Source organism: Bittarella massiliensis (ex Durand et al. 2017), from assembly GCF_009876955.1.
Classification (GTDB): Bacteria; Bacillota; Clostridia; order Oscillospirales; family Ruminococcaceae; genus Bittarella; species Bittarella massiliensis.
In genome coordinates, this window is record NZ_WWVY01000002.1 from 174939 (window position 1) to 187106 (window position 12168).

12 protein-coding genes and 1 riboswitch are annotated in these 12168 nt (G+C 63.3%); all 12 genes read right to left on the bottom strand.

Going from position 1 to position 12168, the window contains the following annotated elements:
- Positions 1-36 precede the first annotated feature (36 nt).
- Positions 37-1212, bottom strand: a complete 1176-nt coding sequence (locus GT748_RS01895; protein ID WP_044992505.1) for a metal-dependent hydrolase family protein — start codon at positions 1210-1212, stop codon at positions 37-39.
- 516 nt (positions 1213-1728) lie between these two features.
- Complete coding sequence (locus GT748_RS01900; protein ID WP_021659399.1) at positions 1729-2484, bottom strand: ABC transporter ATP-binding protein; 756 nt, start codon at positions 2482-2484, stop codon at positions 1729-1731.
- 11 nt (positions 2485-2495) lie between these two features.
- Positions 2496-3497, bottom strand: coding sequence for an ABC transporter substrate-binding protein (locus tag GT748_RS01905; RefSeq protein WP_021659400.1), 1002 nt, complete (start codon positions 3495-3497; stop codon positions 2496-2498).
- A 21-nt stretch (positions 3498-3518) separates the two neighbouring features.
- Positions 3519-4289, bottom strand: a complete 771-nt coding sequence (locus GT748_RS01910) for an ABC transporter permease (protein ID WP_044992507.1) — start codon at positions 4287-4289, stop codon at positions 3519-3521.
- Positions 4258-4566, bottom strand: coding sequence for a thiamine-binding protein (locus GT748_RS01915; protein ID WP_021659402.1), 309 nt, complete (start codon positions 4564-4566; stop codon positions 4258-4260). Before GT748_RS01915 ends, GT748_RS01910 begins: the two co-directional genes overlap by 32 nt.
- 74 nt (positions 4567-4640) lie before the next feature.
- A riboswitch (TPP riboswitch) is annotated at positions 4641-4750 on the bottom strand.
- A gap of 71 nt (positions 4751-4821) precedes the next feature.
- Positions 4822-5544, bottom strand: a complete 723-nt coding sequence (locus tag GT748_RS01920; protein WP_073260905.1) for an amino acid ABC transporter ATP-binding protein — start codon at positions 5542-5544, stop codon at positions 4822-4824.
- The gene (locus tag GT748_RS01925; protein ID WP_044992508.1) at positions 5531-6205 is read right to left on the bottom strand and encodes an amino acid ABC transporter permease; all 675 of its coding nucleotides are present in this window, start codon (positions 6203-6205) and stop codon (positions 5531-5533) included. The genes GT748_RS01920 and GT748_RS01925 overlap by 14 nt, the downstream gene beginning before the upstream one ends.
- A gap of 141 nt (positions 6206-6346) precedes the next feature.
- Positions 6347-7222: a transporter substrate-binding domain-containing protein gene (locus tag GT748_RS01930; RefSeq protein ID WP_021659407.1), complete on the bottom strand. Its 876-nt coding sequence runs from the start codon at positions 7220-7222 to the stop codon at positions 6347-6349.
- A gap of 189 nt (positions 7223-7411) precedes the next feature.
- Positions 7412-8989 carry a citramalate synthase gene (gene cimA / locus GT748_RS01935; protein WP_073260903.1) on the bottom strand — a complete coding sequence of 526 codons (1578 nt, stop codon included), beginning with the start codon at positions 8987-8989 and terminating at the stop codon, positions 7412-7414.
- Positions 8990-9172: 183 nt separating this feature from the next.
- Positions 9173-10351, bottom strand: a complete 1179-nt coding sequence (locus GT748_RS01940) for an AI-2E family transporter (protein ID WP_021659410.1) — start codon at positions 10349-10351, stop codon at positions 9173-9175.
- 151 nt (positions 10352-10502) lie between these two features.
- Entirely contained in the window at positions 10503-10823 is a 321-nt protein-coding gene (trxA, locus tag GT748_RS01945; protein WP_044992510.1) for a thioredoxin, read from the bottom strand.
- A 25-nt stretch (positions 10824-10848) separates the two neighbouring features.
- The gene (locus GT748_RS01950) at positions 10849-12159 is read right to left on the bottom strand and encodes a redoxin family protein (protein ID WP_021659413.1); all 1311 of its coding nucleotides are present in this window, start codon (positions 12157-12159) and stop codon (positions 10849-10851) included.
- Positions 12160-12168 lie beyond the last annotated feature (9 nt).

Here is a 12168-nt window from a genome sequence, read left to right on the forward strand (position 1 = left end):
TTTCCAGGCCTTTTGGCGCGCTTTATAAAGGGGGCTTTACGCCCGGTAGACGACCTCGCCGTTTTTGATGGTCATCACGCAGTTGAGGGCGGCCTCGATATTTTCCACCGGGTTCTCGGCAAAGACCGCCAGGTGGGCTTTTTTGCCCGGGGCGATGCTGCCCAAGCTGTCCTCCACCGAGCAGAGCTCGGCGGCGTTGATGGTGCCGGTGCGGATGGCCTCCATGGGGGTCATGCCCGCCTTCACCATCAGCACCATCTCGTAAGCGGTCATGGCGTGGCTGTTGAAGGGGGTGCCCGCGTCGGTGCCCAGGGCGATCTTGACCCCGGCCTCGTGGGCGCGGCGGAAGGTGTCCAGGTGGGCCTCCACCGCGTTTTCAGCCTTGCGCACCACGTAGTCGGGGATGCCCGCCTCGGTGCCCTTGACCACGATCCAGTGCACCGCCGCCAGGGTGGGCACGTAGTAGACGCCGTGCTCCTTCATGTAGTCAAAGCACCAGTCGTCCATAAAAAAGCCGTGCTCGATGGAGTCGACCCCCGCCCGCAGGGCGTTTTTGATGCCGGTCATCCCCTGGGCGTGGGTGCAGGTCTTGGCCCCCACCTTGTGGGCCTCCTCAATGGCGGCCCGCAGCTCGTCCTCGCCCAGCTGGGGGGACCCCGGCTCCACCCCTTTGGTCATGACGCCGCCGGTGGCCATCACCTTGACCCAGTCGGCCCCCGCCTTGAGCTGCTCTCTGGCGGCCTTGCGGCAGTCGTCGGGGCCGTCGGCCTCTCGCCCCATGGACCAGCCGTGCCCGCCGGTCATGCAGATGCACTTGCCCGAGACCTGCATGTCCGGGGCGAGGATCTTGCCGGCCTTGGCCTCGTCGCGGATGTCCACGTCGATGTAGTGGATGCCGCCCACATCGCGGATGAAGGTCACCCCTGACTGGATGTGCATCTTCAGCTGCTCCAGGGAGAACATGGTGACCTGGGCGTCGGTCTCGGTGTAAGTGGGGTTGGCCACTGGCGCCAGGTTCATGTGGGTATGGCAGTTGAAGAGCCCTGGCAGGACGGTGGCACCCTTGAGGTCGATCACCTCTGCCCCCTCGGGGACCTGTAAGGCGCCCACCTCTTTGATAAGCCCGTCCTCCACCAGAATGCTGCTGCCGGTGAGGACCGTTCCGGCCTCCACATCCACGATGTTGCCGCCGGTGATAAAGGTCTGTTTCACTTGCAAGATCCTCCTTCTTTTTTCCTTTTTCGATGGGCCTATTATACTCCAATCCCAGCAGATTTTAAAGGTGGAAAGCGGTAAAATTTTCTCTTTTCTCTCCGTCGGCAAAAGGCACTCCTCGCGAGGACCTCTCCTTGTCGCCGGGGCAGAAGCCCACAAAAGAGGAGTGGAGGCGGTGCAGACGATCAAAGCCGCCAGTTGAACGGGTGGGATACATCGGCCCTAAAAGGGCATCATGCGGGTTTCGTTCCGCAAGGGACACCAAAATTGGAGGCCCGGACGACCCGCACCGCCACCGGCAAACCGGTCGTCTGGACGACTATTTTTTGCCATTCATCTCCAAAATCGCCTTGCTCGTTGCGTTTTTCGTACCCTTCCCTCTCGGGAAGCCCGGTGCGAAGGGGCTCTGGCCCTCCCCGGAAAGGGGCCGCCAAAATCGCAATCAAAAACAGCCCGCCATCCGGGCGGGCTGTTGGACGGGCTGTCGATGTGGGAAGGCGAACGGGCTGCCCTTTACTTCCCCTCCACCGACCGGCGGATGAAGTGGAGGATGCGCAGCTTGGTCTCCCGGAACTCGTCGGTGAGGGGGAAGTCGGCGTCCCGCCTGCCACTGCAGTGCACCGGCAGCTCCAACCCAATCTCCCCAGGGGCGCCGGTGAGGATGTAGATGCGGTTGGAAAGGAGGATCGCCTCATCGATGTCGTGGGTGATGAAGAGGGTGGAGGAGCGAACGGCCTCCATCACCTGCAGGTACCAGCTGTGGATCTGCGACTTGGTGATGGCGTCCAGGGCGCCAAAGGGCTCGTCCAGCAGCATCATCTTGCTGGAAAAGAGGTAGGCGCGCAGGAAGGCGGCCCGCTGCCGCATCCCCCCCGAGAGCTGGTTGGGGTACTGGTTTTCGCACCCTGTCAGGCCAAACTGCGCAAAGTAGGGGCGCACCCGCTCCCGGGCCTCCTTGCGCCCCACCCCCTGCAGCCGCAGGGGGACGCAGACGTTTTGCAGCACCGTCTTGAAGGGGAGCAGCAGGTCCTTTTGCTGCATGTAGCTGACCACCCCGGTGCGGCCGGTGATGTCGGTCCCGTCCAGGGTCACCCGGCCGCTGTCGGCCGGCTCCAGCCCGGAGAGGACGTTGAAGAGGGTGGTCTTGCCGATCCCGCTGACCCCCAGCAGGCAGACGATCTCCCCCTCCTCCACCCGCAGGTCGATGTCGCGGATGATGGTGCGCCCGTCATAGGACTTGGTGATTTTTTCGGCGGTAAAAAAAGACATGGCGTTTCCCCTCACTGGGCGGGCAGGTAGTCGTTGGTAAAGCCCTCGGTGCTGATGTCCCTGTCCACCAGGCCCTTCTCCTCCATCCACTTGAAGAAGTTCCCCCAGCGCTCCGGGTCAAAGGTGCCCCAGTGGGGCTTGTCGCCCTGGTACTGGTCGGCCAGCCACTTCTGGCTCTCGACGGCGATCGCCTCGTCGATCTCGGGGGCGTGCTTGACCAGGATCTTGGCGGCGTCCTCCGGGTTTTCCATGGCGTACTGGTACCCCTTGGCGGTGGCGGCCAAAAAGGCCCGGGCCTGGTCGGGGTGCTCCTGCAAAAAGGCGTTGCTGGAGGCCAGAAGGGGGGTGTACTCGTCAAAGACAGGGTTCAGGTCCTTCATGTTCATGTAGTCAAAGTCCATCCCCTTGACCTTGCAGGCGACCCCGTCCCAGGCGTAAAAGATCCAGGCGGCGTCGATGTCGGTGTTCAGGGCGGTGATCAGATCGGTGGCGCTGTTGGGGATCATCTTCACCTTGTCGTAGTCCCCCCCGTCGGCGGACATGATGTCGGTGAGGGTGGCCTTTTCAAAGGGGCTGTCCCAGGCGGCGTAGCGCTTGCCCTCCAGGTCTTTGGGGGAGCGGATGCCGGTCTCCTTCAGGGAGATGATGCCGGAGGTGTTGTGGTCGATGATGGAGGCCACGGCGGTCACCGGCAGCGGGCTGTCCGAGGCGAGGGCGGCGGCGATCTGCTCCTGTACGCTGACGGCGAACTGGGCCTTGCCCCCGGCCAGCAGGGAGAGGGCGCCGTCCTCGGGGGGCTGCTGGATGCGCACCTTGAGCCCCGCCTCCTCGTAATAGCCCTTTTCCAGGGCCACGTACATGCCGGTGTGGTTGGTGTTGGGCACCCAGTCCAGCACCACGGTGATGTCGGTCAGGCCGCTCTCCGCGCCGGAGTCATCCTTTTTGCACCCGCTCAGGGGCAGGGCGCACAGGGTGAGGGCCAGCAGGACAGCCACGCACTTTTTCATCTTCATCTCTTCTTTTCTCCTCGATTTTCAAGACTTCTGTTTTTGGTTGTAGGGCATTGCCTTCTTCTCCGCCCAGCCCACCAGCTTGAGCAGCAGCAGGCTGATGATGCTCACCAAAAAGATGACGGCGAACATCTTGTCAAAGGCATAGGACTTGCGCACCCGGGTCATGTAGACCCCCAGGCCCCCTTCGCCCCCCAGCCACTCGGCCACCACCGCGCCCACAATGGAGTAGGAGGCGGCGATGCGAAAGCCCGAGAAGAAGTGGGGCAGCGCCGAGGGGATCTTCACCTGCCACAGGATCTGCCACTTGGAGGCCCCCATGGAGGTGAAAAGGCGGATCACGTCCCGGTCCACCGCGGCAAAGCCCGAGAGCAGCCCGATGACCGTGGGGAAAAAGCAGACGATGACGATCAGCAGCACCTTGGGGGTGAGGCCGTAGCCAAACCAGAGCACCAGCAGCGGGGCGATGGCGATGGAGGGCACCGTCTGGGTGAGCACCAGCAGCGGGTAGACCGAGCGGTGCAAAAAGAGGAAGCGGTCCATCAGCACCGCCAGCACAAAGGCCAGGGCGGTGCTGCAAAACAGCCCCAGAAAGGACTCCCAGAGGGAGATGCGGGCGTGGTCCATCAAGAGCCCGAAGTCCTTGACAAAGGCCCGCGCCACCGCCCAGGGGGAGGGCAGCATATACCCCGGCAGGACGCCGAAGTAGGAGATGCCGCTCCAAATCGCCAACAGCAGGGCGATGAGGGCAAAGGGGTAGAGTTTACTGGTGATGCTTCGTGACCTTTTTGTCAATGGACCACACCCCCACACTCGGATTGTAGGCGATCTTTACGTAGGAGCTGACCCCCGGCGCGCCGGCGCGGATACAGATCTTCTGGCACTCTTTGACCATCTCCATCAACTGGTCAAAGGGGCCCTCCACCGTGGTCTCAAAGGGGCCCACAAAGACCGGCAGACCGCTGGATTTCAGGTAGGCGATGACCTCGTCCACCACGCGGATGACCTCTTCGCCCTCCACCTTGGGCAGGACCTGGATAGCAATGCTGCACTCCGGTTGTTTTTCACTCATTTTTTCTTCCTCCTTCTCTCATCGCAGCGCAAAAAAGGCTGCACGGGCGCGCACCCGTACAGCCTTGGCAGTCTGTTCCCTTGCTGACAAATCCCTACGCCGGCATTATCCGTACAGGTTCGCGGGTCAGGGCAGGTCACTGCCCAATCTCAGCCGGTTTACGCCAGCCCCCCGTTTGACTATTTGTTTTTGATAGCGACTTCATCATACCCCACCGGTTGGGGTTTGTCAATTTCTTTTTTGCCCCTCCCCCACTCAAAGCACCTTGGAGAGAAAGTCGACGGTGCGGGGGTTTTGGGGGTTGCCGAAGAGCTCCTCCGGGCTGCCCTGCTCCACAATGACCCCGTCGTCCATGAAGAGGATGCGGTCCCCCATCTCTCGGGCAAAGCCCATCTCGTGGGTGACCACCACCATGGTCATCCCCTCCTGGGCCAGTTGCTTCATCACCGCCAGCACCTCCCCCACCATCTCGGGGTCCAGGGCCGAGGTGGGCTCGTCAAAGAGCATCACGTCCGGGTCCATGGCCAGGGCGCGGGCGATGGCCACCCGCTGTTTCTGCCCGCCCGAGAGGGAGTTCGGGTAGCTGTCGGCCTTGTCCGAAAGGCCCACCATCTCCAGCAGTTCCAGCCCCCGCTTCCGGGCGGCTTCCGGCTTCTGGCCCTTGACCTTGATGGGGGCCATGGTCACGTTTTGCAGCACCGTCTTGTGGGGGAAGAGGTTGAACTGCTGAAAGACCATCCCCATCTTCTCCCGCAGTTTGTCCTCGTCAAAGCGCTTGCCGGTGATCTCCTGCCCCTCAAAGACAATGGTTCCCGAGGTGGGCCGCTCCAGCAGGTTGAGGCAGCGCAGGAAGGTGGATTTGCCCGAGCCGGAGGGGCCGATGACCACCACCACCTCGCCCTTTTCCACCGTCTCCGAGATGCCTTTGAGCACCCCGTTTTCGCCGAAGGATTTGTACAGATCTTTAACGGTTATCACTGACTTTGTACCTCCTCTCCACCCAGAGCATCAGCCGCCCCAGGGTAAAGGTCAAAACGAAGTAGAAGGCGGCGGCCACCAGCAGGGGTTCCAGGGGCAGGAAGGTGGCGCCGGAGATGTTTTTCGAGGTGAAGAGCAGCTCCGCCACCCCGATGACCGAGGCCATGGAGGAGTTTTTGATGACCCCCACGAACTCGTTGCCGATGGCCGGCAGGATGTTCTTGACCGCCTGGGGCATCACCACCAGCCACATGGCCTTGCGGCGGCTCATCCCCAGACTGCGGGCGGCCTCCATCTGACCCCGGTCCACCGCCTCGATCCCGGCGCGGACCACCTCGCAGATGTAGACGCTGGCGTTCATGACAATGGCGATCACCGCCGCCTGAAAGGAGGTGAAGTTGAAGCCCAGGGCGATTTTGCTGCCCGAGTAGACGATGATCATCAAAAGCAGCATGGGCACGCAGCGCATCACCTCGATAAAGGCCGATGCGAGGAGGGACAGGGGGCGAATCTTTTTATACCCCAGCCGGGAGGTCTTGAGAAAATAGAGCAGCACCCCCAGCAGGGTGGCAAAGAGGATCGAGACAAGGGAGAGCTTCAAAGTCATCCAGAGGCTGGAAAAATAGCTGGCCTTGTACCCGCTCCAAAAACTGAAATTCACGGTGACATCTTCCTCTCTGGCCCCCTCCCGTCGGGGCGGGGGCCGGTCGCTGACCCGCTTGGTACCGGCCGGGCCTGCCGGGATCCCGACAAAGGAAAACGGGCGGCTTTGCTCGCCCGTTTTGCTCTGCGGTGTGGGGTGCTATTCCTCGCTGCCGGCGTTCTGCGCCGCCAGGGCACAGGCCTCGTCCACCAGCTTCTCCATCTGGCCGTCGGCTTTCAGGCGGGCGATGGTCTTGTTGATTTCGGCCGTCAAACTGTTCTCCCCCTTGGGGATGGCCACGGCGGTGGAGTCCTCGTCGGGATTTTCGCTGGGGAACTCACAGCTCTGGTTGATGACCAGGTCCGGGTTGGAGATGACCATGGTGCGGCAGACCGTGTCGTCGGTGACGATGCCGTCGATCTGCCCGGCCTTGAGGGACATGAGCAGGGTGTTCATGCTGCCGATGTAGGTCACCTGGGTGCCCTGGGGCTCCAAGTTGTTCTGGGCGTACACCTGCTGGGTGGAGGACATCTGAATGCCGATCTTGTTGTCGGCCAACTCGGCCACGCTGTCCATCCCCGCGGTGTTTTTCTTGTTCATCAAGAGGAGATTTTTGCCGGTGTAGTAGGGGTCGGAGAAGTCCACCTGCTGGCGGCGCTTCTCGGTGGTGGCCAGGCCGGAGATCAGCACGTCGCACTGCCCGGCGTTGAGGGCGCTGATGAGCCCTTCAAACTCCATCTCCTTGATTTCCAGCTCGACGCCCAGGTCGCTGGCGATGGCCTTTGCCAGCTCGACGTCAAACCCGGAGACCGTGTCCTTGCCGTCCACGATGGCGTGGAATTCATAGGGGGCGAATTCCGCGTTCATTCCCACAACGATCTTGCCTTTGGCTTTGATCTGGGCCAGCAGGTCCTGCCCCTCTCCCTTGGAGGAGGCGTCGGCCGCCGCTGCGCCGCAGCCGGTAAAGGTGGCCAGCGCCATCAGCGCCGCCAGGGCAATGCCCAACATTTGCTTCACTCGATCCATCTGTTTCATCTGTGATTCCCCCTATTGGTTTTCATCGTGTCGGCGTCTCCGCCTTGTTGCTTCATCATAGTAGCATAGTAGCACGCTAAAGTCAACAAGAAAACAGAGGCGCCCTCTGTTTTTGGCAATTCCACCAGAGGGCGCAAACAATCCCCCAAATTCTGTACATCTTTTCCAGTTTTAGGGGGCGGATGGGGGTCACAGGATGCCGTCGTCCCGGAGGAGTTTGTACTCCAGCGAATCCACCTGGGCGCGCAGGGAGGCGCGGATGATGTCGTGGGAGACCCCCACCGTGGTCCAGACGTTTTCGCCGTCGGTGGACTCGATGAGCACCCGCACCCGGGAGGCCGAGTTGGCGCTCTGCTCCACCACCCGCACCTTGTAGTCGGTCAGCCGCACCCGGGCGATGGCGGGGTAAAACCGGGTCACCGCCTTGCGCACGGCGTTGTCCAGGGCGTTGACCGGGCCCCGCCCCTCGTCGGCGGTCAGCTCGTACTGGTCCCCCACCCGCACCTTGCAGATGGCCGAGGAGGTGCTGAACACCCCCGCCTCCTGTTCGCTGAAGATGCGGTAGAGCTCCAACTTGAAGTGGGGGCGGTGCATCCCCAGGTGCTTGAGGATCAGCACCTGCAAGCTGGCCTCGGCCGACTCGTACTGGTAGCCCCGCAGCTCCCTGGCCTTCACGTCCTCCAACACCTCGGAAATTTCGGGGGCGTCGGGGGGCATGGTGGGGTCGACCTTGCGGATGCTGTGGTAGAGCACCGCCTTCCCCCCCACCTCGCTGATGAGGATGTGGCGCTTGTTTCCCACCAGGTCGGGGGAGATGTGCTCAAAGGTGCGGCTATTCTTGTGCACGGCGTCCACATGCATCCCCGCCTTGTGGGAGAAGGCGCCGCCCCCCACGTAGGGCATGCTGTCGGGCAGGGTGAGGTTGGCCACGTCGGAGATGATGCGGGCGGTCTTGGTCAGGCGGGCCATCTGCTCTTTCTCCACGCAGGGGTGGCCCATCTTCAGTTGCAGGGTGGGGAGCACCGTCGAGAGGTTGGCGTTGCCGCAGCGCTCGCCAAAGCCCACATAGGTGCCCTGCACCATCCGCGCCCCGCCCTCCACCGCCGCCAGACTGGCCGCCACGGCGCAGCCGATGTCGTTGTGGCAGTGGATGCCCACCGGGCAGCCCAGTTCCCGGCAGACCTGCTGGGTCGCCCGGCGGACGTCGCTGGGGAGGGTGGCCCCGTTGGTGTCGCAGAGGACGACCCAGTCGGCCCCGGCGTCCCGGGCGGCGCGAACAGTCTCCATAGCGTAGCGGGGATTTTGGCGGTAGCCGTCGAAGAAGTGCTCGGCGTCGTAGAGGACCTCTTTCCCCTGCCCCTTCAGGTAGGCGACGGTCTCCCCGATCATCCGCAGGTTTTCCTCCAGGGTGGTCTTGAGCACGTCCTTGACGTGGAGGTCCCAGCTCTTGCCGAAGATGCAGACCGCCGGGGTCCCCGCCTCGCAGAGAGCGGCGATCCCCCGGTCCTCCTGCGGGGCGAGAAATTTGCGGCAGGTGGCGCCAAAGGCCACCAGCTTGCTGTGCTCCAGGGGGACCTGCCGCGCCCGCTCAAAAAAGAGCAGGTCCTTGGGCCCGGAGGAGGGGTTCCCCGCCTCGATATAGGGGATCCCCTGCCGGTCCAAGGCCCGCAAGATCTCCACCTTGTCCTCCACCGAAAAGGAGATGTTTTTCCCCTGCGCGCCGTCGCGCATGGTGGAATCCAACAGCCAGACCCGCTCTCTCTCCACTGCAAAACGCCCCTTCTGTCTCGGGCCCGCACGGCCCTTTTGTCAAGGCGCTTTCGGCGCGGCCGCACCGGCCGCAAGCGCCCCTTTCTCTGTTAGTTTACAAGCTGCCCGCCCCCCTGTCAACCGGCGCAAAAAAAGCGGGCCGCTCCCTCTGCAAGGGGGCGGTCCGCGCGGCGGGGGCGGTCACTCGGTCCTCCCCTCGAGAGGGAGGGTCTCGCCCCCCTCCCCCGCGGGGGCGAGGCCCCGGCGCCGCAGCCGCCGGCCGACAAACTCGCCAAAGAGGGTGTAGAGCACCGAGAAGGTGGGCACGGCCAAAAACATCCCCAGGGGGCCGAAGAGGCCGCCGCCCACCACGATGGACAGCATCACCCAGAAGGGGGAGAGGCCGATGGACTGGCCCAGGATGCGGGGGCAGATGAAGTTGCCGTCGATCTGCTGCAGGCAGACGATGAAGAGGACAAACCACAGGCACTTGACCGGGTCGGCGATGAGGATGATGATCCCCGAGGGCACCCCGCCCAAAAAGGGGCCGAACACCGGGATGACATTGGTGCAGCCCACCACCACGCTCACCAGCGGCGCGTAGGGGATTTTGAGCAGGGAGGTGCCGATGAAGCAGAGCACCCCCACCAGCAGCGAGTCGGCAATCTGCCCGGTGAGAAAGCCGCCGAAGGTGCGGTGGGCCAGCGCCCCCACCCGCAGCGCGCCGTCCACCCGCCGCCGCGAAAAGAGGGCGTAGAGGACCCGCTTGCACTGGGAGCAAAACCGCTCTTTGTTGTAGAGCAGGTAGACCGAGGCCACCAGCGCCAGCAGGGCCTTGACCAAAAAGCCCCCCACCGACATCGACCAGCCCAGCAGCCTGGGCAGGGCGGCCTGCAAAAAGTCGATGGCCTTGTCCCAGATCCCCTCCCAGGACTGGAGGATACCGGCGATCCGGTCCGGGCCGATGCCGTATTCGGCCAGCACCCGCTGCAAAAAGGCGCTCCCCTGGTCGATGAGGCTGCCGCTCTGGGCGATGAGACTGCGGATGCTGGCGACGAGCTGTGGGATGAGCAGGGCGACCAGGGCGGCGATCAGCCCCAGAAAGAGCAGGTAGACGATCCCCACCGCCGCAATGCGGCGGGCGCGGGGGCTCTTGACGAAACAGAGCCAGCGCCGCTCAAGCCACCCGAGGGGCTTGGCCAGCAAATAGGCGATGCCAAAGGCCGCCAAAAAGGGGGCCAGCAGCCCCAGCGCCGCCCCCGCGGCCCGCGAGATCTCCCCAAAGTGGGAGAAAAAGGCGTAGAGCAACACCCCCGCCAACACGATGAGCAGGTTGGGCAGTGCTTTGCGGACCAGCCGCCCGGCCTCTCTGTGCTCCATCCCCTCTTCCCCCTCTCTCTTCTCTGCTTATCAGTATACACGGTCCCCCCGTCATCCAGCGCCCTTTTTTCTGAATATTTTATGACTTCTCCACCACAAAAGAGGCGCCCCGCTCCCCCCTGTGGGGGCGCGGGGCACCTCTTTGCGCTGTTCAGCGGTGTTTTTCGATGAGGGCGAGGACCGCCTTTTTATCCTGAAAGCCGACGCTGGTGGCCACCGCCCGGCCGCCTTTGACCAGCAGCAGGGTGGGGATGCTCATCACCTGGTAGCGCACCGCCAGGCCGGGCTGCTCATCCACATTGACCTTGCAGACCTTTATCCCGGCGGGCGGGTCGGCCGCGATCTCGTCGATGATGGGGGAAAACATCCGGCAGGGGCCGCACCAGGGGGCCCAAAAGTCGATGACCGCCAGGCCGTCGTAGCGCTCGACCTCCGCTTCAAAATTGGCTTCTGTCAACACCAGTGGTTCCATTTGCAAACGCATCCTTTCTCATCCCTCAAGACCGGCTGTTGCCGTCGAGGGTCTGCTGTACGATTTGTTCCATCACCGAGCGGGTGAGCATCCCCGGCACATAGCCGAAGAGGTTGCCGTCCCGGTCGATCATATAGGTGGTGGGGAAGGCGGTGACGCCGTATCCGTTAAAGACCTCGCCGGTCTCGTCCATCACCACCGGGTAGTCGTATCCGTTTTTCTGCAGGAAGGAGACGACCTCCTCCCGGCTGACGTCCTGGTTACGAGGGTACTTGGCGCTCTTGGGGTTGGCGACCCCCAGCACCACCACGTCGCTGCTGTTCTCGCCGTACTTTTCATAGAGGGCCTGCACGTCGGGCATCTCCCGCTGGCAGGGGCCGCACCAGGTGGCCCAGAAGTTGAGAAAGACCACCTTGCCCCTGTATTCCGACAGGGTGTGGGTCTTGCCGTTTTGGTCCACCAGGGTGAAGTCGGGAGCGGGGAAGGCGCTGGTCTGCGAGCCGCCCCCCTGGGACTGGCTGCCGCCGGAAGAGGTGCCCCCCTCCCCCGCGTCCGCGGTCGAGGAGGAGGCGCTCTGGGAGGCCCCGTTTTGCTCGGTGCCGCCGGTGCCGATGCCCGAGAGATAGCCGGTGATGCCGTTCATCCAGCCGGTGAACATCATCACCCCCATCAAGATCATCAGCGCGCCCCCCACCTTGACGGTGTAGCGAAGCCCCTTCTGGTGGTGCTTGAAGAAGTTCAGCAGGCTGCTGGTAAAGAGCCCCACCCCCAGAAAGGGGAGGACAAAGCCCAGGGTGTAGACCCCCACCAGCCCAAAGCCCACCAGGGAGGAGCCGGCCGAGGAGGCCATCAGCAGCACCGAGGCCAGGGCCGGGCCCACGCAGGGGGTCCAGGCAAAGCTGAAGGTGAAACCCAGCACCAGGGCCACCAAGGGGCTCATGGCGAAGCGGTCCATCCGAAAGGGGAGGCGGTGCTCCCGGCTCAGCCCCTTGCCGCCGAAAAAGCCCAGTTGGTAGAGGCCGAAGAGGATGACGATCAGCCCGCCGATGCGGGCGAAGAGCGCCCGGTTGCCGCTGAAAAACTTGCCCAGGGCCGTGAAGCCAAAGCCCAGCAGGAAGAAGGCGAAGCTGACCCCCAGCACAAAAAAGAGGGTGTTCAGCAGCACTGTGCTGCGCTTGTAGCGGATCTGCCCGTCGGGGCCGAGCGACTTGGTCCCCCCCGCCAGGTACCCCACGTAGAGGGGCACCAGGGGGAGGACGCAGGGGGAGAAAAAGCTCAACAGCCCCTGCAAAAATACGGTGAAAACCGGCACACCGGTCTCGATGGACAAGCCCATAGAGGACCT